A 25,632-nucleotide genomic window follows, 5' to 3' on the forward strand; every position below is an offset into this window, starting at 1 on the left:
GAGATCGGCCCGGACCTGAGCCGCTTTGCCAGCGTCAAGCACTTCTGTTCGTGGCTGCGCCTGTGCCCAGCCACGAAGATCAGTGGCGGCAAGACACTGTCTTCCGGCACCCGACCCTCCGCCAACCGCGCCCGGCAGGCACTGAAAATCGCAGCCATGAGCCTGTCGCGCAGCGACTCGGCGCTCGGCGCGTTCTACCGCCGGCTGTGCGCCCGCATGGACAAGCCGCGCGCCAATACCGCGGTGGCCCACAAGCTTGCCCGCATGGTGTACTTCATGCTCACGCGCGGCGAAGCCTTCGTCGACCAGGGGCAGCAGCGCTATGAGGAACAGCAGCGCCAGCGCAGCATCGCAGCCCTCCGGCGACGTGCTTCCGCCCTCGGATTCCAGCTCCAGCCAAACGCGCCGATTCCCTGAGAACCGATCTTTTCTGCCGGGTTTCTTGAGAGATATCAGTCCGCTTCGACAGCGCGTAGTCAGCCTGCAGGCCGAACTGGTTCCAGTGGCTCGACGTATTCGCGGCGTTAATCGTCGTTTCGACCGCCTGCGTGTACGTGTACGCCGCACCCAGCGCGAGCGCCGGTGTCAGGTTGTAGCGCGCATTGACTTCGTAGTTGTTGAAGCGAATCGAACCGTCGCCAAAGGCGAACTGGTAACGGCTTTGCGTGTACACCGCGCCGACCGACGCCGGACCGAATTCGTAGCTGCCGCCCACGCCCCACGTGCGCTGGGTCTGGCTGACGACTGCATTTCCGGCGATCGGACCGTCTTGCACTGCGCCGCTGCTATTCAGGTTCGAACCTTGAATCTGCAGGTATGCCGCGCCGAGTTTCAGGCCGCCAGCCTGGTAACCCGCGCCCACGCTGTACGCGCGGTTATCGGCGAAACCGCCCGCCTGATTCGAGAATGCGTACAGACCGCTAAACGACAGGCCCGCGTAGTTTGCGCTCTGGTACTTGACCGAGTTGTTCATGCGCACCGAGTTGTTCGCATTGTCGTTGTCGCCCGGGTGTGCAAAGTACGTGCCGCCCCAGCTGCCGGTCGCCGTCAGCGGACCGAGATAGTCGACCACGGAATCGTACTGGCGACCCATCGTCAGCGTGCCGTAGTCGCTCGACAGACCGACGAACGCCTGACGGTTGAACAGCTTGTTGTTCACGTCATTGCGGCCATTCATTACGTTGAAACCACTTTCCAGCGTAAAGATCACCTTCATGCCGCCGCCGAGATCTTCCGCACCGCGCATGCCCCAGCGGCTACCCTGGAGATTGCCGCTCGTCATACGGTAAGCGGGGCCGTGCGCATCCGGATCGCTCACGCTCGTGCGTTCGTTCTGGACGTACGTAAAGCCGGCGTCGATCACACCGTACAGCGTCACGCTGCTTTGCGCGCTCGCGGCAGTGGCGAAGGTTGCGGACACAGCCGCGAGAACCAGAGTTTTTTTCATGTAAAGCCCCTTGATACTGAGTCGTCTGACTCGATTGATTGCGTGGCGCAACTGCAGGCCTGGGCCGTATCGATTCGCACCGTCGGCCTGGACCGTTACCGGTTCTATCTGCATGTCAAAGTGTGGGGGCTGGGTTTTGCAGAGGCCACTCGCAAGCGCACAAAACAATTTTTGAATTATTCAAAAACCGCGCAACAGCACGCTTATTCGCCTTGACTCGCAAGGCATTTTTCTTGTCTCGATTTATATTTCGCCATGCTTATCTATTTAAAGCGTTGTCGTTCTGCCACACGCTTTCTTCGGCATTAAATCGAGACATGCAATTCATTGCGAATGATTCGGAAAAATCCCGTGTCAACGGTGATCACGCGCGCCTAACATTCGGCACTTTCGTGCGTGTCGCACGCTCCTTTCCATACAACGAACCGTCGATGAATCTGCTTCAGGCCATGCGCGTCTTTCTCCAGGTCGCGGAGAACAATTCGTTCGGGCGCGCCGCCGCGAGTCTCGGTCTGTCGAATGCTGTGGTAACACGCTATGTCGCGCTGCTCGAAACACATCTGGACACGCGCCTCGTTAACCGGACTACGCGCAGCCTGTCGCTGACCGAGGCCGGTCACACCTATGCTGAAGGTTGCCGTCAGGTGCTCGACCAGATCGAGACGGTGGAGTCGCACGTCGCGCGCAGCGGCAGTGAGCCGTCAGGCACGCTCAAGCTCGTTGCCGTCGCGTCGTTCTCGCTTTTTGGTCTGACGCCGCTGCTGCAGCACTATCACGCGCTGCATCCGAAGGTGAAGCTGTCGGTCACGCTGTTGCACCGGCCGGTGGATCTGATCGAAGAAGGTTTCGATGTCGGCATCGTCGTGCCCGGTCAGGTCAGCAGCGAAACGATGGTCCGACGGCCTCTATTCAAGGTGTGTCCGGTCGCCACGGCGTCCGCGCGTTATCTGGAAACGCATCCAGCGCCACAACAACCCGCGGACCTGGTCGCGCACACATTCCTCGCGCCCTCGGCTGATATTCACAGCACGACATGGCATTTCGCGGGAGCGGACGGAAGCGCGCAGACGGTCAGTCTTGATCCCGCGTACATGGTCAACAACTCGGTGATGCTTCGGCAGGCGGTGCTGGCCGATATGGGCGTCACCATTCTTCCTGAGAATCACGTGGCCGCGGATCTGGCCGACGGCACGCTCGTGCAGGTTCTGCCCGGCTGGCGAATCCTCGATGCTGACAAGGAGCTTTCGCTCGTCTACCCGGGACGACGTCACGTGTCAGCCAAGACACGTTCTTTCGTCGATTTCACGGTGAATTACTTCCGCGCGGGCGTACTGCCCGCGCACCCTTTCGCATACTCCAATAGTTAATTGCGCAATTGGGCCTCAATCTTTCGGCGCAAAGAGCGTACGCTTACATCTGCGAGAAGCGACTCCTTCATCGAAGGATGTCTCCAAACTTTAACGCGGCTTCGGCCGCGTTTTTTTTGGTCTGTACGAGAAGGTTGCCTCGCGCTTCGCGTCGCTATGCAAGCAATGCAACCTGTTCTTCAATGCCGTCCAGTATGGTCTGGCATTGCGTCACCAGCGAAAAACCCTCCGCGCGCAGCTGTGCGGACGGCCAATGCTGCATCCCGCGCCGATATTGCTCCAGCACGTCGAGCAGTGGCGGATACTGCAGCACGCCCGCGGCACCCATCACGCGGTGATGCCACTCCCGCAATGGTTCGATGTCGCGCGCATCGATGGCCTGCGTCGCGTCGATGTTTTCCAGCAGCGTCGGCAATGCACGCAGATCGTCGCGAACCGCCGCGACAAACGCATCGAGCAGCGACTTGACGGTCGATTCGCTTCCCCACAACTGGGTCATATGAGCGAGGTCGACCGGGATGAATGCGCGCGTCATCCCGGGCGCGGGCGCGTGGGTTGCGGGTTTGTCATGCGGGCTCGCCGTTTTCGCATCGGTGGCCGGCACACGCGTGACTTCCGTGCCGAACCAGCGCGCGAGGTAGTCGCGCAAGGTCGCAAGACGCGTCGGCTTGACGAGGCAGTCGTCCATGCCGGCTTCGCGACATGCCCGCAGATCCTCGGGCGCCGTGTTGGCGGTGATGCCGAGAATCGGCAACCGCGTCGCGTCGTTGCGCGCTCGCTCGCGCGAGCGCACCTCACGCGCCAGTTCGTAGCCCGACAGGTTCGGCATATGACAGTCGGTGATCAGGAAGCCGTAGCGCGTCTGCTCGAGCGCGACGAGTGCTTCGGCGCCGTCGTCGACCACGTCGCAGGCAAAACCGAGCAACGCGAGTTGATGACGGATCAGCTCCTGATTCACCGGATGATCCTCCGCGACGAGCACGAGCCGCCCGCTTGCGATGGCGCGCTCGCGATCCGGCGCAGCGATGCCGGTCTCGATCGCGCCGACGTGCCGCGCCGGCACGGTCGCGAGGCCGCTCAATGCCGCCGCGCACGCCGCGCCGAGTCCGCGCCATGAAATCGGGTTGATGCTCAGCCGGACGTTATCGTCGACCACGCGATAACCTGTCGGCTTCGGCTTTTCCGTCAGGCAGATCACACGGGCGCGCGATGCGCCGTCCTTCGGTATATCCCGCCCTTCCGCAACGAAAATCAGATCGGCGGCGGTGAACGTAGCGGGCCTCATGCTTGCCGCGGAATCGGGCGAGACCACATCGAGTGCAATGCCGAGCGCCTCGCCGAAATGCACCATCGCCTGCGCAACGCGCGTGTCGGCCGTCACGATCACGCCACGTTTTCCGCGCAAACGGCCGGCGGTATGCGTTCGCGTTTCGATCGGCATCGCGAGCCGCAGCGTCATGCGCGTGCCTGTTCCGGGCGTGCTCTGCAGTTGCAGCGTGCCGCCCATCAGTTCGACCAGCTTGCGGCAGATCGTCAAGCCAAGCCCGGTGCCGCCGAAACGACGCGTCGTCGACGATTCGGCCTGCACAAACGGCTCGAAGAGTTGCACCTGGACATCCGGTGCGATGCCGATGCCCGTGTCTTCGACGGTGATATCGATGGTCTGCACGGTGTCGGTCTGCGCGCTCAGCACCACGCACACGTCCACTTCGCCGGCGGGCGTGAATTTGATCGCGTTGCCGAGCAGATTGAAGAGAATCTGCCGCAGCCGCACGCTGTCGCCACGCAGGCTGGCCGCGACGCCCGGCTCGACGTCCACGCGTACTTTCAGGCCTTTCTCATGCGCACGTCCCGCAAGCAGCCCCACCGCGTTATCGACCAGTTCGCGCAATTCGATCGGCTCCGATTCGATCGTGAGCCGCCCGGCTTCGATCTTCGAATAGTCCAGCAGATCGTCGAGAATCTGCAGCAGCGCGCCCGCCGACTCGTGAATCATGCCGAGCATCTCCCCCTGGTCGGCGTTGAGCGGCGTGCGTTCCAGCACTTCGACAAGGCCGAGGACGCCGTTCATCGGCGTGCGGATTTCATGGCTCATCATCGCGAGGAAGTCGTCTTTCGCACGCGACGCCGCCTCCGCGAAATCGCGCGCGCGGGCGAGTTCATCCGCGCGGGCGTGATCGATGCTCGCGTCCACGCCGTAGCCGCTCCACACGACGCTACCTGTCGCCTCGCGGCGCGGCACCAGTTCGGCGCGTACCCAGCGAAAACCCGACGCACCGTCGCCGAAGCGAAACTCGACGTGAATTGGCTGCACCGAGCGCGCCGAGCGCTCAAGTTCGACCATCAACGCGCGACGATCCTCCGCGCAGACACGCGCAAAATCGATGCTGCCCGGTTCGGTCAACGCCCGGCCGTCGTTACCGAGAAGGCCCTGCGTGTCGCCGCCGACATAGAGAAACGAGTACGCGCCCGCCGGATCACGGCGCAGCTGGAACACGACCGCCGGCAGCGAGCGCGTTACATCGAAGAGACGCCGCTCCGTCTCGTGCGCGAGCACTTCCGCGCGGCGGATATCGGTGATATCGACCACCGTCCCGAGCACGCATGACGGCATGCCATCGATGCCCGTACACATGCACGTCCAGAAAATCCCGTGACGGGCGTCGCCCGCACGGCCGGCGAATTCCAGTTCGATCTGCTGCCATTCGCCGCTTTCGAGCGTGCGCCGCGTGATGCGATCGAGACTCAGGCTGTTCGACGCGCCCCACGCCTGCACATCGTGGCTCGTCCGGCCGATGACCGTCGCGCGCGCGAGGCCTGTCGATTCCTCGTACGCGCGATTGACAGCGATATAGCGCCCATCCAGATCTTTCGCGACGAGCGGATACGGCACCATCTCCATCATCGTCTGCTGGAAATTGAGCTGGGTGGCGAGTTCACGCTCGGTGCGCTTGCGCAGCCGCATCTCACGTTGCAGCAGCACATAGGCGCGCAATGTCACAACGAGAATCGCACCGATAGCGATCAGAAACGGCAGCAGGCGCACCGCGCTGACGGCTTCGATTCCGCGCTGCGGCGTCGGTGCGGTGATCCACCGGTTGCGAATGCGCTGCCTGTCGTCCGGCGGCATCGCCGATAGCGCGCGATCGAGATCATCGCGCAACGCAAGCTGCCGATGTGGCACGGCAAACCGGATTTCGCCGGTGCGCCCCGTATCGTCGAACGCGACGCCAAGGCCATGGAACGCGCCATCGGAAAGCCGCGATCGCACCGAAGGCGCGAGGCCCAGATAGGCATCGGCCTCGCGACGCTCGACCGCGGCCAGCGCGGCGGCCGTGTCGGAGTACGTCAGAATTTGCGCGTGTGGGTAGCGCCCGGCGAGAAAGCCTTCGAGCGCGAAGCCCTTTTCGAGGGCGATGCGGGCACCCTGCAACTGGCCGCGCGTGAACGAAGCGCTGCGCTCGCGGCGCGTCACCACCGACATGGGTGCGCGAAAGTAAGGTGCGGTGAACGACAGACACCGGTCCCGCTCGGGCGTGCGCGCAACACTCATCAACACATCGACTTCCCCCGCGCACGCAGCCGCTAGCAGGTGGGGCATATCGGCGTACGCGCGGGTTTCGAACGTCACGCCTGGCCCGACGAGCGCGCGCAGATAGTCGACGCTCAAGCCGCCCAGATTGGCTCCGTCGACGATTTCGAACGGTTCCCAGCCGCCTGCGAGAATGCCGATTGTCAGTCTGGCGGGATACGCCGACACCAGTTCACCGGACGCGGATTCGAGCGGCACAGCCGCGAGCGCGGCGTGAGCGACGACCATCGCAGCCCACGCCACGCAAACGAGGAAGCAGTACATCGGACGCAGCAGCACGCCGCATCGTGCACGCGCAGGCTGGATGCTCATGATGAACATCGGAAAGCAGCGGAACGGATTCACGAGACCTCGGCCGGCTCACGTGCCGGTCCGGCAGGACCTTTATGCCGCGCGCCGCCTGGCCGCGGATAGAGCAGACCGGCAAGCACGCCGCCCCCGATCGGCGCGGCCCAGAAGAGCCAGAGTTGATCCAGCGCCCAGCCGCCCACAAAGAGTGCCGGCCCCGTGGAACGCGCGGGATTCACCGAGCCGTTCGTGATGGGAATAGCGATCAGATAGATCGCGGAAAGACAGGCGCCGGTCACGACCGGCGCAACCGCGCGCGACGCCCGTCGCGACATCTGCAGGTTGATCCATACGAAAGCGAATGACATCGCGAGTTCGAGTGCGAGCGCTGATTGCAGCTGAAAGTCGGCAGGCGAGTGGTCGCCATAGCCGTTTGCGCCGAAGTCGCTGATCGCAAGATCGAACCCCGGACGGCCCATGGCGATGAAATCGAGCACCGCCGCGCCTGTCACCGCCCCGAAAATTTGCGCAGCAACATACGGCAGCAGATCACGCACACGAAAACGTTGCGCAACCACGAAGCCGATCGTCACAGCAGGATTGAAATGTGCGCCGGAGAAGCGGCCCGCAGCGTAGCTGGCCGTCGTGATCGCGAGCCCGAATGCAATGGGAGCCTCCAGGCCGGCACATCCCATCTGGGATAGCGCACCTTTCACGACGAGACTGCCGCACCCGATGAACACGATCCAGGCCGTGCCCGCTGCCTCTGCCATCAAGCGCCTGCTCAGACTGGACATGTTGCCTCCTTTCATTGCTCTATCCCGGGTTAGCGTTCGCAACGCAAATGCCACTCGCGTTCTTCAAACTCCATCTGCATAACGAACGATCCAGGAACCTCATCTGTCCGCGACGCGCGAGTATGGGGCGCGACCGGCAGACAACTAATCGGACTACTCCTAATTCGACCTCGCCGGCGGCCGGCTGGAACGTCAGATCAGGCCAATCTGTCGGGCGTAGTTCGCCAGATCGGCTTCGGACGCCAGCCCGAGCTTGCGCATCGCGCTGCGCTTCTGTGTGCTGATCGTTTTGGCGCTTCGATCAAGCTTCTGCGCGATCCGATGGATCGTCATGCCGCGCGCATACATCTGGAAGACTTCCCACTCGCGCGCGCTCAGCACGCCCATACGCGGTTGCGATGGCGCGTCGGCGGCAGCCAGCACGCGCCGGGCATGACCGGAAAGCCAGAAGGTACCCGCGAGAGCGGCATCGATCGCGGTAGTCAGCGAACTCGCGACATCGCGTTTGTCAACAATAGCGTTGACGCCGATATGCACGAGACTGATCAGCGCGTGCGGGTGATGGATCATCGTGAGCACGACCACCGGCGGATGGGGAACCTCGCGCAGAACCCTGCGCAGCAGCGACACGGCATTACTCTCGCCACTGATTCCCGGCATGCCGACGTCGGAGACAATCACGTCGCAGCGGCAGTGATCGAGCAGTTCCGCCAGCGCCTGGGAATCGACCGCCTCGCCGACTACCGACAGATGCGGCGTAGCTGACAGCAGCGAGCGGACGCCGCTGCGCACGCAACTGTGATCGTCCGCCACGATGACGCGGATCGTCTCTTTCAACGCACGCTCTGCCTGGCGCCTTCAGCGACGACGCCGTGATCGACGGCAAATCTGAACAGCTCGACATCGGTATGCAGCGCGAGTTTTTTCATCGCTGTGCACTTCTGCGCGCTGATCGTCTTGACGCTGCGCCCGAGGCGCGTCGCGATCTCCGTGACGCCGAGACCGGCCGCATAGTGCGTGAACACTTCCATCTCGCGGCGCGACAGCAGCTGGCGCACATGATCCAGCTGGCGTAACCGCGACGCATCGGACAGTTGCGCGCGCACGGCCGGTCCGAGATAACACTCGCGCGCGAGTGCGGTGACGATCGCCACGTTGATCAGGTCGATGCGATCGCGCTTGCTCACGACCGCATTCGCGCCGAGTGAGAGCGCCTGCTGCAAGGCGTCGGCTTCGGATTCCATCGTCAGCAAAACCAGCGCCACGTGCGGGTAGCACGCCCTGAGACGCGCGACGGTATCGAGGCCGTCGCTGTGGCCGACGACAGGCATGTGCAGATCCATCACCACCAGATCGCAGGGCGTCTGCTCCGCCTGCGCAAAGACTTCGCTGGAGTTCGACGCGCGGCCCACGATCTTCATGTTTGGAAAGCCCGACAACAGGTTCTCCATGGCAAGCAGAACAAGGGGATGATCGTCGGCGATGATGGTACGGATAGATGCAGCGCCGCTGGTGTCGCTGCTGTGAGGGTCGGTCATGAAATTCGTCTCCGGCGCTGGTCCGCAAGCTGATGCCCGCATCATGCGAGCGCTCGATCTGCCAGAGCGAGAATCAAATATTTGCTATTCGACCGACATAAGAAAGCTCTGAAATACCCCCGTCGGCCTGGGGGCGCTCTTCATTTGATTAGTTTTCCGATCTATTTCATGCCATACCGTGTGCGCGAATAAAGGCAAAGAGACCCGGATCGTTGCTCACACCCAGCTTGACCATCGCGTCGCGCTTCTGACGACTGACAGTGCGCACGTTGCGATCGAGCCGACGCGCGATTTCGCTGATCGACAGCCCGCTCACGAACAGGCCAAGCACCTCGGTTTCGCGCGGCGACAGACGGGGCGGCGCGGTCATTTCGCTCGCTTCGGAACCGGCCTCGGCGAGCGTGACCAGGATCGACTTGCTGACATACGGGCGCCCGTAACCGACTGTTCGCACCGCGGCAGCCAGCTCATCCATCGACCCGGTCTTGTTGAGCACGCCAGCGACGCCGTCGGTCATGATCGAGCGCAGGATCGCGGCGTTCGTGACGCCCGTCAGCACGATGATGCGGATCGCCGGCCATGTCTGACGGATGCGGCGCATGAGACGCAGCCCGTCTTCCGCCGGCGTGCCGGCTTCCGGCATCGTCAGATCGGTGACGAGCACGTCGCAGGGCGTGGCTTCGAGCAGCCGGATGAGGGACTGTGGACCGCTCGCGTCGCCAACGACTTCGATGCCGTCATGCAACGCAAGCGATGCGCGCACGCCGATCACCACAAAAGGATGGTCATCGGCCACGATGACCCGGATTTTTGCCATGCTTTCTCTCCATGTTGGTATAGGTGTGTGATGGTTATCAAGGAGCGCGCCGGGGAAGCGCCGCTTGCGCAACCTGACGTTCGCCTGGAAGCGCCTAATCACATCACCACATGGAGGGAACAAAAATCAGAGTGATCCTAATCATATGACAAATAGTCGAATGTCCAAACGGATGCTCGAACAGCGCGGGGCCCGGATCAGGCCCGTGCCGGCGCGACGCTACGGGGAACGGCGGCCCGCGGAAAGACCGGCAACGCGATCAACGCACAGAGACTTCCCATCGCCCAGACGGCCGGCCACGATCCGATCGACAACACCAGCGGAATGGCGAGCGGCGTCACGAACATCATCATGAACACGCAGGTGTTGCCGATCGCGAGCGCCGTACCCGCGCGGCTCGTGCCCGCAAGCGTCGCGAGTTCGGTGAACGCGACGCCGTGCCATGCCGAAGCCGACACGCCGCCCAGCACGATCATCGCGGCGAACACGATCGCCATGGCAGTGTGCAATGCGCCCACGCCGGCGGTCAGCAGCGCGAGCGGTGCGAACAGTAGCGCCGTAACCAGACTGCACGCACGCATATAGGCGCGACGGTTGCCACGACGATCGGTCCAGTGACCGCTCCAGACGCGCATGACCGCAGCACCTGTCTGCACAGCGGCCATCGTGACGCTGATCGTCAGCAGACCGGCGCGACTGAAGTCGTGCAGAAACACGGTCGCGAACGTCACCACCGTCAGTTGCGGGACGCACAGCACGCCCATGCCGAGCGCCGTGCGCCAGATCCGGACATCGCGCAGCGGCGAAACCGGACGCCGCGAAGGCTGCGACGCGACGGAAGGCGCTGCTTGCATGCCGCGCGCCGCACCTTCCGCGGCGGGCGGCTCATGCAGCCAGCGCCACGCGAATCCGGCGGTCACCGCGCACAGGACCGCCAGCACGCCGTAGACGCACGCAAATCCATGCCACGCAGCAAGCGCGGGAAGGACCAGTGCGCCGAGGCCGCCTCCTGCCGGCACGGCCGTCTGCCGGATGCTCATGGCGAGACCGCGCTCGCCTTCGCGAAACCACGCCATTACCGCGCGACCGCTCGAACCGTTGACGCTGCCGCCCAGCAGTCCGACCAGCAGCAGGCCCGCAGCGAGCATCCCTACGCCCGGGACCCAGGCGCCTTGTGGCGAAACAAACGCAGCCATCCCCGCCAGTGCCGCCGCCGTCAGGCCGAGCCCAAGCAGCAACACGCGCCGGTCGCCCCAGCGATCCGTCAACAATCCCCACGGCAGCTCGCTAACTGCGATGCCAAGGCCGAGCATCCCGAACAAAAGACCGAGCGCGTGATTGTCAACGCGATAGCCCGAGCGGATAAAGACCGCGGTCGTCGGAATGCCAGAAAACGCTGCCGAAAAGCTCGCGTTCGCCGCGAAGCCGACACCCAGCACTTTCCATCGATGACTGCGTCCGCACGGGCCGGATACGCCCTGTGAAAGATGCCTGCCCATGTGACCTCCCGAGGATTCGACGAAGTCATCCTACGGATAGACTATCCATCGGAAAAGCGGGAATATAAGATCACTTCCATCGGAGTTTCCGAATCATGAGCCAACGTGCGTTCGATCTCGCGCAGCTTCGAACCTTTGTTGCCGTGGTCGAGGCCGGCACGGTTTCGGGGGCGGCGGAGCGGGTGTTCCTGTCGCAGTCGTCGGTGAGCGAGCAGGTGAAGAAGCTCGAGGAGCGCGCCGGCCAGCCGCTCTTCGTGCGCAGCAAGCAGGGTGTCACCGCGACGCCCGCCGGCACGAAACTGCTCGACCATGCGCGCCGCATCCTCGCGATGAGCGAGGCGGCGTTCGAGGATATGCAGGGGCGCGCGCTCGACGGCGAGCTGCGGATCGCCATCACCGACTACTACCGGCCGCACGAGATCGCGGGCGTGCTGAAGGCCTTCTCGGAGCAGCATCCGCGTTTGCGTCTGCACGTGACGGTACTGCCGAGCGCGGTCATCGACAGCGCCGGGGACGATGCCACCTTCGATATTGGTCTGTCGCTGCGTCTCGTGACGCCCGAAAGTGGACGCGTCGCCGTCGGGAAAGGCCACAGGAAGGGTGCGGTGATCCGGCGCGAGCGGCTCGTATGGGTGAGCTCGGCGGATGCCGACCCGCGGATCGCCACGCCCTATCCGCTCGTGCTCCTGCCATCCAGTTGCCAGCTACAGCGCTTCATCGTGAAGCTGCTCGATGAGCGCAACGTGCCGTATGTGATTTCGCATTCGGCGTCTGGCGTGGCCGGGCTGCAGCTGGCGTTGAAGGCGGGTCTGGGGATCTCGTGTCTGAACGAGTCGTCAATTGGCGCCGGGCTGGCCGCGTGTCCGGCGTCGGTGCGGCTTCCTGCCCTGCCGGCGGTGGAGTTTCATCTGCTGCCGGGCCGCCTCGGCGAGGACGATCTCGTCACCAACGCGCGCGCCGCCTTGAAGCGGCTTTTTAGCTGACTGGCTGGGAAAAAGGCGACGCGCCGCGCGATCGCGGGCGTCGCTTATGTTCAGAAGCAGGGAGCGTCACGCAAATCCGAACCCGGAATCAGGACGTCACCGGCGCCGGCAACGCGGCCGCCGACACACTGGCCGGACGCTTCGTCAGGCGGGCGTTCAACGTGGCCGAACTCCCCGTGCCCGTATGGAACACCGCGACAGCTGCCGTCAGACGTCGCGCCTGGTCTTCGAGCGAACTTGCTGCTGCGGCAGCCTGCTCGACCAGCGCAGCATTCTGCTGCGTCACTTCGTCCATCTGCGCGACGGCGAGGTTCACCTGATCGATGCCCGTGCTCTGCTCCGACGCTGCTGCGGCGATCTCGCTCATGATGGCGCTCACGCGCGTGATGGCCTCGACGATTTCGGTCATCGTCGTGCCCGAGCGCTCGACCAGATCCGCGCCCGCTTCGACCCGCGCTGTCGATTCGCCGATCAAGCCCTTGATCTCCTTCGCCGCGCCGGCGCTACGTTGCGCCAGCGAGCGCACTTCGCTCGCGACGACTGCGAAGCCGCGACCCTGTTCGCCCGCGCGCGCCGCCTCGACGGCCGCGTTGAGCGCGAGAATGTTCGTCTGGAACGCGATGCCTTCGATCACGCCGATGATGTCGCCGATCTTGCGTGAATCGCTAACGATGTGGTTCATCGTCCCCACCACCTGCTGCGTCAGTTCGCCGCCCTGTGCTGCGAGGCCCGACGCGCCCTGCGCCAGCGAACTGGCCTGCTTCGCGTTCTCGGCGGTCTGCTTGACCGTCGACGTGAGCTGTTCGATGCTCGCCGCGGTTTCTTCGAGCGAAGCGGCCTGTTCCTCGGTGCGCTGCGACAGATTGGTGTTGCCCGACGCGATTTCGCTGACGCCCGTATCGATCGATTCCGTCCCGCTGCGCACCGTGTTGACAGTCGCGATCAACGACTCCTGCATCTTCCGTAACGCGGCGGCCAGTTGCCCCATCTCGTTGTCGCCGGTTATCGCGACGCGGCCGGTCAGGTCGCCGTCCGCGATCCGCTGGAACTGCGCGATCGTCGCCCGCACCGGATGCACGATCGCGCGCACCATCGCCACACGGCCAAGCCACGCCAATAGCAGCGACACCACCATGCCGACCGCAACCGCCACGCTCACCACATTGAAGCGGTCCTGCGCGTCGCCGTAGCGCTGTTCGCCGTGATCGAGTTGCAGCTTCTCGAGCACAAGCATCGACTTCTCAAAATTGCTGTAGAGCGACGGCAGCTTGTGCGCCTGGAGTTGCTGGAACGCGGTTTTGTCGCCGGCCTTCAGCGCAGCCATGGCGGGCTCGACGCCGTCGTGCAGGAATGCGTCGCGCTTGTCCTGCATGTCCTTGATGAGACGTTGCTCGTCCGCGTCCGTGCCCGCGTTGCCCACATAATGGGCGAGACGGTCATTCGACGATTTCAGGTACTGGTCGAAGCGCTTGAGCACCGCGTCCGCGCCTTCCTGGTCATTCAGGTCAACGAGGGATGCGTAGGTAGCGAGTGCGAGACGCAGGCGCAGCAGCTGCCCGGCACTGCCTTCGAGATCCGCGACTGCGGGCGTATCGACCGTGTACATCTGTTGCAGCGATTCGTTGCTGGCTCGCAGCGACAGCAGACCCGCCGCCGCGCCGACAAGCAGGACGATCCCAAAGAAGGCAACCATCAGGCTCAGGTACGCGCGAATCGATAAATTCTTCAACATACTTTCGTCTCCGTGATGCAGCCCCGGCGAGTCCGGCGCCTCGTGTGCGGCCGGACTTCTGCGTGTTCGCCTATCCCGGCCGCCCCGCTCCATCCACCTTTCGTTAAGCGGACGCAACATATCTGGTTGTCGGCCTGATTCTCGAAAACTTGATGGCGCGCAGGACCTTCGGGTGCTTCGCGTTTGACGCAACGCAAGACTATGGGTGCTTTGCGGGCGATGAGGTAGCCGGCGCGGCGCCGCCGTCGCTTGCACCTTCCATCGTCGATGTGGCTGTTTCTGGCTCGATCTGGAGACGGCTGCGGCGAACGGGCCGGGATGTCGAGCATTGCCTGCAAGGATGCGTTAGCGGAAAGTAGCGAGGCACATTTGCGGGGAGCGTCGCGACATGACTGAAGTGGAGTCCGGACTGGTTGTGTTCATCGTGCTCCTCCTGTCAACGGGCTTTGGAGTGCTCGTGAGGCCTTTGCTGCCCGAAGAGCACAAGGCGCACGAGACGGTGCAGCTGATCCAGCTGGTCATCGGCATGCTGGTCACGTTCGCTGCGCTCGTGCTGGGTCTGATGACGGCGTCGGCCAAGAGCAGCTTCGACACGGTTGCCAACGATTTCCGCGCGTACGCCGCCGATCTGATCCAGCTCGACGTCAAACTTCGCGACTACGGGCCGGATACATCGGACGCACGCGCGCTGCTACGCGCCTATACCGCCGAGGCGATCGCGACGACATGGCCGCACGAACCGCCGCCGCCCGGCGACTATTACCAGAAGAACGTCCCACACAATCCCGAGCAGCTGGAAAGCCCCCGCCTCGGCCACCTGCTCGACCAGGCCGAAAGCGGGATCCGTCAACTCAACCCACCTGACGCGTTTCATCAGTCGCTCGTCGGCGACATCCTTGCCCAGTTCACCGCGGTGAGCAAAGCGCGCTGGAAACTGATCGAGGAAGCACACAGCTCGATTTCGGACCCGTTCTTCAAGACCCTCACGTTCTGGCTATCGGTGATCTTTCTGAGCTTCGGCCTGATCGCGCCGCGCAACGCGCTGGCGCTGGTGACGATCACGCTCGGCGCGCTGTCGATTGCGTCGGCGATTTATGGAATCGTGGATCTGGATACGCCGTTCACCGGGCCGATCGTCATTCCGAGCCAGCCGATGCGCGACGCGCTCGCGCATCTGGGCGGCTAGCAATGCGCCGCGTGGCTCACATTTCATCGGTATCCGGTGAGCGTCGAAAAATCGATATCCGTGAATTTCGGTCGACTGGAACAGAACATGCTTTTATCGAAGAACCCAAGTCCATCGACTCGAGAACAACATGCAGCCGTGCGGTTCAACGCCAAAAACCCGCAGTCAATCGCGAACGCATTGCGCTCGCAAGCGTACAGACTGCGATGCGCACCAGCGGCACATTGGGGGTGCACAGTGCCGACACAGGTCGCGTGCGTTTTGAGTCAGTTGTTGCTATTTAGCCAAACATTAGCAGCAGCGGCCTTTTCGGTCCTATAGTTAAAGTGCTTTCTTAAGTTTGGTGTGCAGTGCGGGGAGGTGTGTGATGAAACGCAGAACAGCGCGTCAACTGGTTCGACTGCTTTCCGATTTCCGGCATTCGGCTGATTGCAGAATGCTCCGGGCAGCCGCGGCCAGCGAAGAACTGGAGCGCATCCTGAACGAAGAGGAGTCCGCGCCAGCCCGGCATGACGAAGATGTGGTGGATTCGCGGCAGGAAGTGTTTGCTGGAGCCCGACATGAAAAATTCCAGTGAACAGTCACTGCGCGGCCAGATCGAGAAATGGCTGGCCCCTTCACCGTCGATTCCGCTGCACGTAACGCGCTTCAGCCGCGCGCAACGGAACGGCAAACGCTACGTGTGCGTTGAGACATCGTTACCAGCCGGCACCCGCGCATTGTTTTTCTTCAGACATCCCGATGGTTGCTGGTGCGTGTTCCCGCCGGTCGCCGATACGCCCAGGCTGCACTTCATCCCGGTCGTTCCGCCCACATCCGCCGAAACATCAGCAGGTCCAGCTCTGGCGCTTCACGGGTAAGGCCGGTAAGCATCGTGTGGACCTGCGCGCGGTATCGAGTGAAAAAGCACACCACGATTAGCGCGCGGTAATCACGCCCGCTCAACTGGCAAAACCCTCAAACCAGCCGAAGGTAAATCAGTTCGCGCTTGATATAGGCGTAAAAAATCGGCGCCGCGATCACACCCGGAATGCCGAACGCAGCCTCCATGACGAGCATCGCCACGAGCAGTTCCCACGCACGCGCCTCGATCTGCCCGCCGACGATCCGGGCATTGAGAAAATATTCGAGCTTGTGAATCAGGACGAGGAACACCAGCGACATCACCGCCGCCGAAAAGCTGACCGACAGCGCGATCGCAACAATCAACGTGTTGGAAATCAGATTGCCGATCACCGGCAACAGGCCGACGATAAATGTCACCATCACGAGCGTCTTCGACAACGGCAGGCGGTCGTGGAACAGCGGCAGGATCACCAGAAGGAAAACGCCGGTGAACGTCGCGTTGATCGCGGAAATCTTGATCTGCGCGAATACGATGCGCCGGAAGGCATCGGCAAACCGCGCGACCCGCGTCACGAACGCCGTCGACAGCGGCAGGCGCTGCATATGCCGCTGCGCGCCCACGGCAATGATCGCGCCGATGATCATCCCGATGACAACATGCCCGAAGACCCGCGCCACACTCTTGCCGCCCTGCTGCAACGCATTGGAATGCTCATGCATCAGCAGCATCGCCTTCAGCTTCATCTGCTCGGCATCGACCGGCAGATATTCGGCGATTGAAGGGGGAATGCGCGCGCGCGCCTGATCGACGAGCGGCATCATCTGTTCGAGCAGCTTCTGCACGCTTGGCACGTCCTGCTCGAAATGCTCGATGATGCCGATCGTAACGCCCGTTAGCGCGCCGACGATCGCCGCAGACAGCAACACCACCGATATCCATCGCGCCCACGGACCCGATACGCGCTTTTCGATCAGCGGCGCCATCGTGTGCACAAGCTGATAGACGAGCATGCCCGCGAGGAGTGCACCCAGCAGCTGCAGATGCAATACAGCCCACATTCCGATGAGCGCCACGATGTAGCTGCCGATCTCCACGGCGGACAGCTTCGGCAGACTCATATCGCTCGTCAGCCTCACCGGGCGAGGGCGCAGATCCTGCACGTGCGTGTCGTCAGGTGCCTGGTTTCGCTTCGTCATGACTCTCCCGTCCCCAACCTGGTGACGCAGTGTTATTTTTGGGTCGCCGGCTGGCGCTTCAACAACGGCGCCAGATACTTGCCGGTAAAACTTGCCTTCGACTTCGCCACCTGCTCCGGCGTGCCCTGGGCAATGATCTGCCCGCCGCCCGCGCCGCCTTCCGGCCCGAGATCGATCAGCCAGTCGGCTGTTTTGATCACGTCGAGATTATGCTCGATGATTACGACAGTATTACCTTGATCGCGTAACCGGTGAATCACTTCGAGTAGCAGCGCGATATCGTGGAAATGCAGACCGGTCGTGGGTTCGTCGAGGATGTATAGCGTGCGCCCCGTGTCGCGCTTGCTCAGTTCCAGCGAAAGTTTCACGCGCTGCGCTTCGCCGCCCGATAACGTGGTGGCCGACTGGCCCAGACGGATGTAGCCGAGACCCACGTCGAGCAGCGTCTTCAGCTTGCGCGCGACCACCGGCACCGGCTTGAAGAATTCGTACGCGTTCTCGACGGTCATCTCCAGCACTTCGCTGATGTTCTTGCCCTTGTACTGAACGTCGAGTGTTTCGCGGTTGTAGCGCTTGCCGTGACACACGTCGCAGGGCACGTAGACGTCCGGCAGGAAGTGCATCTCGACCTTCAGCACACCGTCGCCCTGACACGATTCGCAGCGGCCGCCCTTCACGTTGAACGAGAAGCGGCCCGGATCGTAGCCACGCTCTTTCGCCGCTGGCACGCCCGAGAACAGTTCGCGGATCGGTGTGAAGACGCCGGTGTACGTCGCCGGATTCGAGCGCGGCGTGCGGCCGATCGGCGACTGGTCGACATTGATGACCTTGTCGAAATGCTCCAGGCCTTCGATCGCTTCGTACGGCGCGGGCTCTGCGGCCGAGCCGTACAGGTGATGCGCGACCGCGTGGTACAGCGTGTCGTTGATCAGCGTCGACTTGCCCGAACCCGATACGCCTGTCACGCAGGTCAGGAGGCCGACCGGCAGATCGAGCGTCACGTGCTTCAGGTTGTTGCCGTACGCCTCGACGATACGCAGATGCCGCTCGTCGGGCTGTTTACGATCGTCCGGATATTCGATGCGACGCGCGCCCGACATGTACTGGCCGGTTATCGAAGCCGGGTCGGTCTGCACCTGCTTCGGCGTGCCTTCGGCGATCACCATGCCGCCGTGCTCGCCGGCGCCCGGCCCCATGTCGACGACATAGTCGGCCATGCGGATCATGTCTTCATCATGCTCGACGACGATCACCGAGTTGCCGAGGTCGCGCAGATGCTTGAGCGTGGAGATCAGACGGTCGTTGTCGCGCTGATGCAGGCCGATCGACGGCTCGTCGAGCACGTACATCACGCCGGTCAGGCCCGAGCCGATCTGCGATGCGAGACGGATACGCTGCGCTTCGCCACCTGAAAGCGTTTCCGCGCTGCGTTCCAGCGACAGATAATCGAGCCCGACGTTATTCAGGAACATCAGACGCGCGACGATTTCCTTCACCACCTTGTCGGCGATCTCGCCCTTTGCGCCTTCGAGACGCAGCGTCTGGAAATAGCCGAGTGTGTCGCGCAGCGGCATGCCGCTCACTTCGAAGATGCCGCGTGCGTCGCCGTCGCTGCCGATCCGCACGAACCGCGCTTCGCGGCGCAGACGCGTGCCTTCACAGGCCGGGCATGCCTGATTGTTCTGATACTTCGCGAGTTCTTCGCGCACCGCGACCGAATCGGTCTCGCGGTAGCGCCGCTCCAGATTCGGGATGATCCCTTCAAACACGTGCTCGCGGATCGACGTGCGGCCACGCTCGTTCATGTACGAGAACGGAATGGTCTGCTTGCCCGAGCCGTACAGCAGGATCTTGCGGATCTTCTCCGGCAGGTCTTCGAACGCGGTATCGATATCGAATTCGTAAAACGCCGCGAGACTCTGCAGCATCTGGAAGTAGAACTGGTTGCGCCGGTCCCAGCCCTTCACCGCACCCGCCGCCAGCGACAGCGACGGATGCGCGACCACCCGCTTCGGATCGAAGAACGTGATCTGGCCGAGGCCGTCACATTCCGGACACGCGCCCATCGGATTGTTGAACGAGAAAAGCCGCGGCTCCAGTTCCTGCAGCGAGTACGAGCAGATCGGACACGCAAACTTCGAGCTGAACAGATGCTCCTTTTCGGTGTCCATCTCGAGCGCGATCGCTCGACCATCAGCAAGACGCAGCGCCGTCTCGAACGATTCGGCGAGACGCTGCTTCATGTCGGCGCGCACCTTCAGACGGTCGACGACCACGTCGATCGTGTGCTTGTCGTTCTTCTTCAGCTTCGGCAGCGAGTCCACTTCGTAGATCTTCGCGACGCCTTCGTTCGCCGTGCCGCCGCCCGAGCTCACGCGGAAACGGATAAAACCCTGCGCCTGCATCTCCTCGAACAGCTCGACGTGCTCGCCCTTGCGGTTCGCCACGACCGGCGCAAGGATCATCAGCTTCGTGTCTTCCGGCAACGCGAGCGCGGCGTCCACCATCTGCGAGACGCTTTGCGACTCCAGCGGAATTTCGTGGTCCGGGCAATAAGGCGTGCCGACGCGCGCGTACAGGAGACGCAGGTAGTCGTGGATTTCGGTGACCGTGCCCACGGTGGAGCGCGGATTGTGCGAGGTCGCCTTCTGCTCGATCGAAATCGCCGGCGACAGCCCCTCGATCAGATCGACGTCCGGCTTTTCCATCAATTGAAGGAATTGCCGCGCATACGCGGACAGACTTTCCACGTAGCGACGCTGACCTTCCGCGTAGAGCGTATCGAAGGCGAGCGATGATTTGCCCGAGCCGGACAGGCCGGTAATCACGATCAGCTTGTGACGCGGCAAGTCAAGATTGACGTTCTTCAGGTTGTGGGTGCGGGCCCCACGGATACGGATTTGTTCCACGCGTTATTCCATGACCTGGCGGAAAGAGGGGGAGGCTAAACCTGCTACTATAACGACTTTTCCAGACCGTCGTTACGGCTTCCTGACAACGCCCGCAAGGCGCGAAGCAGGTTTGTCATGCCGCGGTCAGGCGCCGCGGCGAACGGGTTTCAGGCCCTTCAGATGGGGACGTTGTCCGCGACCGCAAGCCAGCAGCGGGCCACCGGCCGAAGCACCGTGCCGCATGCTACCCGTTGCGCCCGGTACACCCGCGGTACATCACCAGGCAGCAAGCCGCCCCGCGGATGGCCTCCCGAATCACTCGAATATCGCTTCCGATGTCCAATCCATCCGCAACATCTTCACGCATGAGCGCGCCTGAACTGCGCGCGACCGTGTCGCTCGCTGCGATCTTCGCGCTGCGCATGCTCGGCCTCTTCATGATCATGCCGGTGTTTTCGATCTACGCGAAAACGATTCCGGGCGGCGACAACGTGCTGCTCGTCGGTATTGCGCTTGGCGCGTACGGCGTCACGCAGTCCCTGCTCTACATCTTCTATGGCTGGATTTCCGACAAGATCGGCCGCAAGCCGGTGATCGCCACCGGTCTTCTGATCTTCGCGCTCGGCAGTTTTGTCGCGGCTTTCGCGCACGACATGACGTGGATCATCGTCGGACGGGTGATTCAGGGGATGGGCGCGGTGTCGTCGGCGGTGATCGCGTTTATCGCGGACCTGACTGCCGAAGAGCACCGCACGAAGGCAATGGCGATGGTCGGCGGCAGCATTGGCGTGTCGTTCGCGGTGGCGATCGTCGGCGCGCCGATCGTGTTCCAGTGGGTTGGCATGAGCGGCCTCTTCGCGCTGGTCGGCGTGTTCTCGATTCTCGCGATCGGCGTCGTGCTGTGGGTCGTGCCCGATGCACCGAAACCGGTCCACGTGCGTGCGCCGTTCGCTGAAGTACTGCATAACGTCGAACTGCTACGCCTGAACTTCGGCGTGCTCGTGCTGCACGCGACGCAGACCGCATTGTTCCTCGTGGTGCCGCGTATTCTGGAAGCGGGCGGCCTGCCGGTCGCGTCGCACTGGAAGGTGTATCTGCCGGTGATGGGTCTGGCGTTCGTCATGATGGTGCCGGCGATCATCGCCGCTGAAAAGCGCGGCAGGATGAAAGCGGTGCTGCTCGGTGCGATTGCGCTTATCCTGATTGGCCAGTTGTTGCTTGGCCTCGCACCTCATACCATTCTGACTGTGGCGGCGATTCTTTTCGTCTACTTCCTCGGCTTTAACGTGCTCGAGGCGTCGCAGCCTTCGCTGGTGTCGAAACTTGCACCAGGAACGCGCAAGGGCGCGGCCGCCGGCGTGTACAACACCACGCAATCGATCGGGTTGGCGATGGGCGGTGTGATCGGCGGATGGCTGCTGAAAGTGGACGGTCAAAGCGCCGTGTTTTTTACCTGCTCGGGGCTCGTGTTTTGCTGGCTTATAATCGCCGCAAACATGAAGCAGCCGCCGCGCAGGGCGTAACAGAATTTATCGGCGGACGGCTGCGGCGCGGCTTCGATCTCTGGCCCCAAGGGTCGCAAGACGAAACCGCGCATTGCCGACCGCCCGCAACGGAATCAACAGGAGAAACGCATGGCATCCGTGAACAAGGTCATTCTCGTCGGCAATCTCGGAGCCGATCCCGAGGTCCGTTATCTGCCGAGCGGCGACGCCGTGGCGAACATCCGCCTCGCAACGACCGATCGCTACAAGGACAAAACGTCGGGCGAAATGAAGGAAGCGACCGAATGGCACCGCGTGTCGTTCTTCGGCCGCCTCGCTGAAATCGTCAACGAATACCTGAAGAAGGGCTCGTCGGTGTATATCGAAGGCCGTATCCGCACGCGCAAGTGGCAGGCGCAGGACGGCACCGATCGTTACTCGACTGAAATCGTCGCTGAACAGATGCAGATGCTGGGTGGCCGTGGCGGCTCGATGGGCGGCGGCGGTGGCGATGACGGCGGCTATAGCCGTGAACCGTCGGAACGTAGCGGCGGTGGTGGCGGTCGCGCTCCGGCAAGCGCACCGCGTGGTGGCGCAGCAGGTGGCGGCGGTGCCAGCCGTCCGGGCGCACCGGCCGGCGGTGGGTTCGATGAGATGGATGACGATATTCCGTTCTGATTGCCCATAGCAGACATCTGAACGTTGAAACAGAAAGGCCCGCGGCAGTGATGCCGCGGGCCTTCAGTTTTCTGCCCTGTTCTGCCCTGCTCCGCGCTACCCTGCCCGCGGAAATAAACCACTCCGCCTTTAACGGAAAACCACCGTCTTACTCCCGTTCAGCACAACCCGATGCTCGACGTGCCACTTCACTGCACGCGCAAGCGTCACGCACTCGACATCGCGGCCGATGCCCGTCAGCTGCTCGGGCGTCATGCTGTGATCCACGCGTTCGACTTCCTGCTCGATGATCGGGCCTTCGTCCAGATCGGTCGTCACATAGTGCGCCGTCGCGCCAATCAGCTTCACGCCGCGATCGAAGGCCTGATAATAAGGCTTGGCGCCCTTGAAGCTCGGCAAAAACGAATGGTGAATATTGATCGCCCGTCCAGCCAGCCGGTCGCACAGTTGCGGCGACAGAATCTGCATATACCGCGCGAGCACAACCAGATCCACCTGATGCTCATCGATCACTTCCAGCACGCGCGCTTCCTGCGCGGCCTTCGCGTCGGCGGTCGAGCCCGTCAGCGGAAAGTGATGGAACGGAATGTCATAGCTCGCGGCGAGCTGATAAAACTCCTTGTGATTCGAAATGATCGCGGGAATCTCGATGCCAAGCTGACCGGTGCGATAGCGGAACAGCAGGTCGTTCAGGCAATGCCCGATCTTCGACACCATGATCACGACACGCGGCCTCACCGACGCATCATGCAGTTCCCACTTCATGCCGAACTGCTCAGCCAGCGGCGCGAACGACCCGCGCAGGACGTCCAGCCCCGGATCGCCGCCGACCTGCTGAAAATGCACGCGCATGAAGAACTCGCCGGTGTGGCTGTCCCCAAACTGGGCCGAGTCGAGAATGTTGCTGCCGCGCTCGAACAGAAAGCCGGACACCGCATGCACGATGCCGGGCCGGTCCGCGCACGACAGTTTGAGAATAAAGCTGTGTTCGGTCGACATGACCTGGGTGACTCCCTTCTTCAATCCGTATTTCGTTCAGTATGACAACGCGCGACGGGGTTCAGATAACCGCCGGCACGAACACCGCGGCAATGCCCGCGCACGCATCTTCGTCGATCCAGCGGCGCCGTAGCAGGCAGTCGAGCGTCGCGAGACTCGCATCGACCGTCATGGTGCCTTCCTCGATCCAGCGCGCGACTTCGTCGATGCGCGCGAGGCGATGTTCGCCCACTTCGCCGTCCTGATTGCGTGGCGCAAAATCCGCCGGCAATGCCAGGTCGTAGATAAAAACCTGCTCGGCCTGCGTGCCTTCCGGCAGCGACTGCAGCACATGCGCCGTCCGTCCCGCGACCGCGCGCACGGCAATCTCTTCCGGAATGCCCGCTTCTTCCCAGCACTCCTTGACGATCGTCGCTTCGATTCCGAATCCCCAACCGATGCCGCCCGCGACGACGTTATCCAGCATCCCAGGATCGGTCGCCTTCGTATCGCTACGCCGCGCGATCCACAATTGCGGCGCGCGATCGCCATATTCTACGACGCCGTTCAGATGCACCGCGTACGTCATCGTTCCGAAGAAGCGCGACGCCGCGCGCTCGATGTACGCGAGCGGTGACGCATCGAACGCATTGCGGATGGCGTATGTCTCATCGCGCCAGCCCGGAATGCGGCCCTCCGCGGCGAGCGCGCCGATCACTGCACCCAGCGCGGCGCTACGCAGTTCCAGCGTGTCGAAACGCGAAGATAGCGTGACGCGTGCATCATCGAAATCGAACACATCCGGCCAGCGCGTGAGCAACGGCACATCGCTTTTGCGAATCCAGCCGACCTGTTCTTCCCCGATCCAGAACGGCGTGTGAGCACGCGCGTCGAAACGGCGTGCGGCGATGATGCAGGGCAAAGTCATAGGCGGCGTTCCCCAAACTCAGTCGCGCAACGCGACACGAATGCCGATCGCGATGAACGTAGCGCCCGCGAGCCGGTCGAGCCACACGCCCACGCTCGGCCGGCGACGCAGCCAGCCACCAATCATGCCCGCGCACACGCCGAACAGCGAAAACACGACTACCGTCTGCAGCATGAACAACGCGCCCAGTTCGAGCATCTGCAGCGTCACGTTCTGCGCGCCATGCGGATCGACGAACTGCGGCAGAAACACGATGAAGAACAGCGTGACCTTCGGGTTCATGATGTTGCCGAGCACGCTTTGCCGGAACACCGACGAGAGCGGCTGCGGCGGCCGTTCATGCGCCGTCGCGAGCCCCTGGCTGCGCAGCGCCTTGATGCCGATCCAGATCAGATACGCCGCGCCGGCCAGCTTGATCGCCTGAAACGCAACCGGCGACGACCGCAGCACAGCCGCGACGCCGAGTGCCGCGAGCGTCGTATGAAACGTGATGCCGGCCGCAAAACCGAGCGCGGCGACAAGGCCGGCGGCGCGCCCCTGTGAAATGCCGCGCGCCAGTACCTGCAGATTGTCAGGGCCGGGCGCCATGGTAATGGCGATCGACGTCGCGAGAAACAGGAGGAAATTGGGCATCTTTAAATATCCCTGTGCGGTGTGCAAATGCGCGAGGTGCGATTAGTGGCCGCCGAATCCGGTCACCGTGTAGAGCGGCAGGCCTGCTTCGCGCAGAAGCTTTGAGCCACCCAGATCCGGCAGATCGATGATCGCCGCGCCCTCCACCACCTGCGCGCCAAGCCGTTCGAGCAGCTTCTTGCCGGCCATCATCGTGCCGCCGGTCGCAATCAGATCGTCGATGATCACGACGCGGTCGCCGGGGCCACACGCATCTTCGTGAATCTCGACCGTCGCTGTGCCGTATTCGAGGTGATACGACTCCGAAACCGTTTTGTACGGCAGCTTGCCGACCTTGCGGATCGGGATGAAGCCGAGGTTCAACTCGTACGCAACAATCGGCCCGATGATGAATCCGCGCGCGTCGAGGCCTGCAATGTAGTCGAGCTTCGCATCGATGTAGCGCAGCACGAACAGGTCGATCAGCACGCGCAGCGCTTTCGGGTGCTGCAGCAACGGCGTGATGTCGCGAAACTGCACGCCAGGTTGCGGCCAGTCGGGCACCGTGCGGATCTGGCTCTTCACGAACTCAGCCGCGTACAGTGGCGCGTCGGCAGGCGCCGGCAAAGGTGCGTTGGACATGATGTCTCCAATATCCCGATAGATTGCTTCAGTGTGGGCCGCATAAGGTGCCGCGTAGCGGGTCGCGCAAGGCGCCGCTCAATACGGCCACCCGGCGCGGGACACGCGGCCCGTAGAACAGGTACAGATC

General features: G+C 62.8%; 21 protein-coding genes and 1 pseudogene. 8 read left to right on the forward strand and 14 right to left on the reverse strand.

Going from position 1 to position 25,632, the window contains the following annotated elements; all coding sequences use genetic code 11:
- The coding region (locus tag P3T16_RS28920) for a transposase (protein WP_429344876.1) at nucleotides 1-417 on the forward strand (417 nt) is incomplete at its 5' end.
- On the opposite strand, the pseudogene P3T16_RS28925 reads toward P3T16_RS28920, so the two are convergent.
- Nucleotides 299-1,447: pseudogene (locus tag P3T16_RS28925) on the reverse strand (porin); the annotation flags it as partial. The gene P3T16_RS28920 and the pseudogene P3T16_RS28925 overlap by 119 nt on opposite strands.
- A 42-nt stretch (nucleotides 1,448-1,489) precedes the next feature.
- On the opposite strand from P3T16_RS28925, the gene P3T16_RS28930 reads away from it, so the two are divergent.
- Together P3T16_RS28930 and P3T16_RS28935 are read left to right on the forward strand one after the other, a co-directional pair.
- Nucleotides 1,490-1,663 (forward strand): hypothetical protein, encoded by a 174-nt coding sequence (locus tag P3T16_RS28930; protein WP_429344877.1) that lies wholly within the window; start codon nucleotides 1,490-1,492, stop codon nucleotides 1,661-1,663.
- A 215-nt stretch (nucleotides 1,664-1,878) separates the two neighbouring features.
- Nucleotides 1,879-2,814, forward strand: coding sequence for a LysR family transcriptional regulator (locus P3T16_RS28935; RefSeq protein WP_429344878.1), 936 nt, complete (start codon nucleotides 1,879-1,881; stop codon nucleotides 2,812-2,814).
- 154 nt (nucleotides 2,815-2,968) lie between these two features.
- Here the strand turns inward: P3T16_RS28935 and P3T16_RS28940 are convergent, their stop codons facing one another.
- The 6 genes from P3T16_RS28940 to P3T16_RS28965 all read right to left on the reverse strand — a co-directional run bounded on the left by P3T16_RS28940 (nucleotide 2,969) and on the right by P3T16_RS28965 (nucleotide 11,345).
- Nucleotides 2,969-6,718 carry an ATP-binding protein gene (locus P3T16_RS28940; protein WP_429344879.1) on the reverse strand — a complete coding sequence of 1,250 codons (3,750 nt, stop codon included), beginning with the start codon at nucleotides 6,716-6,718 and terminating at the stop codon, nucleotides 2,969-2,971.
- Nucleotides 6,719-6,747: 29 nt separating this feature from the next.
- Nucleotides 6,748-7,491 carry an aquaporin Z gene (aqpZ, locus tag P3T16_RS28945; RefSeq protein ID WP_429254798.1) on the reverse strand — a complete coding sequence of 248 codons (744 nt, stop codon included), beginning with the start codon at nucleotides 7,489-7,491 and terminating at the stop codon, nucleotides 6,748-6,750.
- Nucleotides 7,492-7,683: 192 nt separating this feature from the next.
- A complete protein-coding gene (locus tag P3T16_RS28950) occupies nucleotides 7,684-8,328 on the reverse strand; it encodes a response regulator (protein ID WP_429344880.1) in 645 nt (214 codons plus the stop codon).
- On the reverse strand, nucleotides 8,325-9,029 hold the full coding sequence (locus P3T16_RS28955; RefSeq protein WP_429344881.1) for a response regulator: 705 nt from the start codon (nucleotides 9,027-9,029) through the stop codon (nucleotides 8,325-8,327). The genes P3T16_RS28950 and P3T16_RS28955 overlap by 4 nt, the downstream gene beginning before the upstream one ends.
- Before the next feature lie 166 nt (nucleotides 9,030-9,195).
- Nucleotides 9,196-9,846: a response regulator gene (locus P3T16_RS28960; protein ID WP_429344882.1), complete on the reverse strand. Its 651-nt coding sequence runs from the start codon at nucleotides 9,844-9,846 to the stop codon at nucleotides 9,196-9,198.
- Nucleotides 9,847-10,043: 197 nt separating this feature from the next.
- The gene (locus P3T16_RS28965; RefSeq protein WP_429344883.1) at nucleotides 10,044-11,345 is read right to left on the reverse strand and encodes an MFS transporter; all 1,302 of its coding nucleotides are present in this window, start codon (nucleotides 11,343-11,345) and stop codon (nucleotides 10,044-10,046) included.
- 95 nt (nucleotides 11,346-11,440) lie between these two features.
- Here P3T16_RS28965 and P3T16_RS28970 point away from each other — a divergent pair, with 95 nt between their 5' ends.
- Nucleotides 11,441-12,328 carry a LysR family transcriptional regulator gene (locus P3T16_RS28970; protein ID WP_429344884.1) on the forward strand — a complete coding sequence of 296 codons (888 nt, stop codon included), beginning with the start codon at nucleotides 11,441-11,443 and terminating at the stop codon, nucleotides 12,326-12,328.
- Nucleotides 12,329-12,416: 88 nt separating this feature from the next.
- Here the strand turns inward: P3T16_RS28970 and P3T16_RS28975 are convergent, their stop codons facing one another.
- Nucleotides 12,417-14,060, reverse strand: a complete 1,644-nt coding sequence (locus P3T16_RS28975) for a methyl-accepting chemotaxis protein (RefSeq protein WP_429344885.1) — start codon at nucleotides 14,058-14,060, stop codon at nucleotides 12,417-12,419.
- A gap of 388 nt (nucleotides 14,061-14,448) precedes the next feature.
- On the opposite strand from P3T16_RS28975, the gene P3T16_RS28980 reads away from it, so the two are divergent.
- A complete protein-coding gene (locus P3T16_RS28980; RefSeq protein WP_429344886.1) occupies nucleotides 14,449-15,246 on the forward strand; it encodes a hypothetical protein in 798 nt (265 codons plus the stop codon).
- 560 nt (nucleotides 15,247-15,806) lie between these two features.
- Nucleotides 15,807-16,106, forward strand: a complete 300-nt coding sequence (locus P3T16_RS28985) for a hypothetical protein (RefSeq protein WP_429255164.1) — start codon at nucleotides 15,807-15,809, stop codon at nucleotides 16,104-16,106.
- A 97-nt stretch (nucleotides 16,107-16,203) separates the two neighbouring features.
- Here the strand turns inward: P3T16_RS28985 and P3T16_RS28990 are convergent, their stop codons facing one another.
- Both P3T16_RS28990 and uvrA read right to left on the reverse strand, forming a co-directional pair.
- The gene (locus P3T16_RS28990) at nucleotides 16,204-17,289 is read right to left on the reverse strand and encodes an AI-2E family transporter (protein ID WP_429254806.1); all 1,086 of its coding nucleotides are present in this window, start codon (nucleotides 17,287-17,289) and stop codon (nucleotides 16,204-16,206) included.
- Nucleotides 17,290-17,321: 32 nt separating this feature from the next.
- Nucleotides 17,322-20,198 carry an excinuclease ABC subunit UvrA gene (gene uvrA, locus P3T16_RS28995; protein WP_429344887.1) on the reverse strand — a complete coding sequence of 959 codons (2,877 nt, stop codon included), beginning with the start codon at nucleotides 20,196-20,198 and terminating at the stop codon, nucleotides 17,322-17,324.
- Between the two features lie 317 nt (nucleotides 20,199-20,515).
- Here uvrA and P3T16_RS29000 point away from each other — a divergent pair, with 317 nt between their 5' ends.
- Both P3T16_RS29000 and P3T16_RS29005 read left to right on the forward strand, forming a co-directional pair.
- Complete coding sequence (locus P3T16_RS29000) at nucleotides 20,516-21,703, forward strand: MFS transporter (RefSeq protein WP_429344888.1); 1,188 nt, start codon at nucleotides 20,516-20,518, stop codon at nucleotides 21,701-21,703.
- Nucleotides 21,704-21,814: 111 nt separating this feature from the next.
- Nucleotides 21,815-22,342, forward strand: a complete 528-nt coding sequence (locus P3T16_RS29005; RefSeq protein WP_429254809.1) for a single-stranded DNA-binding protein — start codon at nucleotides 21,815-21,817, stop codon at nucleotides 22,340-22,342.
- Nucleotides 22,343-22,471: 129 nt separating this feature from the next.
- Here P3T16_RS29005 and purU read toward each other — a convergent pair whose 3' ends face one another.
- The 4 genes from purU to P3T16_RS29025 all read right to left on the reverse strand — a co-directional run bounded on the left by purU (nucleotide 22,472) and on the right by P3T16_RS29025 (nucleotide 25,502).
- Complete coding sequence (gene purU / locus P3T16_RS29010) at nucleotides 22,472-23,341, reverse strand: formyltetrahydrofolate deformylase (protein ID WP_429254810.1); 870 nt, start codon at nucleotides 23,339-23,341, stop codon at nucleotides 22,472-22,474.
- Between the two features lie 61 nt (nucleotides 23,342-23,402).
- Nucleotides 23,403-24,248: a DUF4743 domain-containing protein gene (locus P3T16_RS29015; RefSeq protein WP_429344889.1), complete on the reverse strand. Its 846-nt coding sequence runs from the start codon at nucleotides 24,246-24,248 to the stop codon at nucleotides 23,403-23,405.
- Nucleotides 24,249-24,266: 18 nt separating this feature from the next.
- Nucleotides 24,267-24,881: a LysE family translocator gene (locus tag P3T16_RS29020; RefSeq protein ID WP_429344890.1), complete on the reverse strand. Its 615-nt coding sequence runs from the start codon at nucleotides 24,879-24,881 to the stop codon at nucleotides 24,267-24,269.
- A gap of 42 nt (nucleotides 24,882-24,923) precedes the next feature.
- Nucleotides 24,924-25,502, reverse strand: a complete 579-nt coding sequence (locus tag P3T16_RS29025) for an adenine phosphoribosyltransferase (protein ID WP_429344891.1) — start codon at nucleotides 25,500-25,502, stop codon at nucleotides 24,924-24,926.
- Nucleotides 25,503-25,632: the final 130 nt, after the last annotated feature.

The organism is Paraburkholderia sp. GAS42, from assembly GCF_050436565.1.
Classification (GTDB): Bacteria; Pseudomonadota; Gammaproteobacteria; order Burkholderiales; family Burkholderiaceae; genus Paraburkholderia.

Excerpts from the sequence above, each read along its gene's own strand:
- P3T16_RS28935 (WP_429344878.1), top strand. The coding sequence starts at position 1,879 with ATGAATCTGCTTCAGGCCATGCGCGTCTTTCTCCAGGTCGCGGAGAAC.
- P3T16_RS28940 (WP_429344879.1), bottom strand. The coding sequence starts at position 6,718 with ATGAGCATCCAGCCTGCGCGTGCACGATGCGGCGTGCTGCTGCGTCCG.
- aqpZ (WP_429254798.1), bottom strand. The coding sequence starts at position 7,491 with ATGTCCAGTCTGAGCAGGCGCTTGATGGCAGAGGCAGCGGGCACGGCC.
- P3T16_RS28955 (WP_429344881.1), bottom strand. The coding sequence starts at position 9,029 with ATGACCGACCCTCACAGCAGCGACACCAGCGGCGCTGCATCTATCCGT.
- P3T16_RS28960 (WP_429344882.1), bottom strand. The coding sequence starts at position 9,846 with ATGGCAAAAATCCGGGTCATCGTGGCCGATGACCATCCTTTTGTGGTG.
- P3T16_RS28965 (WP_429344883.1), bottom strand. The coding sequence starts at position 11,345 with ATGGGCAGGCATCTTTCACAGGGCGTATCCGGCCCGTGCGGACGCAGT.
- P3T16_RS28970 (WP_429344884.1), top strand. The coding sequence starts at position 11,441 with ATGAGCCAACGTGCGTTCGATCTCGCGCAGCTTCGAACCTTTGTTGCC.
- P3T16_RS28975 (WP_429344885.1), bottom strand. The coding sequence starts at position 14,060 with ATGTTGAAGAATTTATCGATTCGCGCGTACCTGAGCCTGATGGTTGCC.
- P3T16_RS28980 (WP_429344886.1), top strand. The coding sequence starts at position 14,449 with ATGACTGAAGTGGAGTCCGGACTGGTTGTGTTCATCGTGCTCCTCCTG.
- P3T16_RS28985 (WP_429255164.1), top strand. The coding sequence starts at position 15,807 with ATGAAAAATTCCAGTGAACAGTCACTGCGCGGCCAGATCGAGAAATGG.
- P3T16_RS28990 (WP_429254806.1), bottom strand. The coding sequence starts at position 17,289 with ATGACGAAGCGAAACCAGGCACCTGACGACACGCACGTGCAGGATCTG.
- P3T16_RS29000 (WP_429344888.1), top strand. The coding sequence starts at position 20,516 with ATGTCCAATCCATCCGCAACATCTTCACGCATGAGCGCGCCTGAACTG.
- P3T16_RS29005 (WP_429254809.1), top strand. The coding sequence starts at position 21,815 with ATGGCATCCGTGAACAAGGTCATTCTCGTCGGCAATCTCGGAGCCGAT.
- purU (WP_429254810.1), bottom strand. The coding sequence starts at position 23,341 with ATGTCGACCGAACACAGCTTTATTCTCAAACTGTCGTGCGCGGACCGG.
- P3T16_RS29015 (WP_429344889.1), bottom strand. The coding sequence starts at position 24,248 with ATGACTTTGCCCTGCATCATCGCCGCACGCCGTTTCGACGCGCGTGCT.
- P3T16_RS29020 (WP_429344890.1), bottom strand. The coding sequence starts at position 24,881 with ATGCCCAATTTCCTCCTGTTTCTCGCGACGTCGATCGCCATTACCATG.
- P3T16_RS29025 (WP_429344891.1), bottom strand. The coding sequence starts at position 25,502 with ATGTCCAACGCACCTTTGCCGGCGCCTGCCGACGCGCCACTGTACGCG.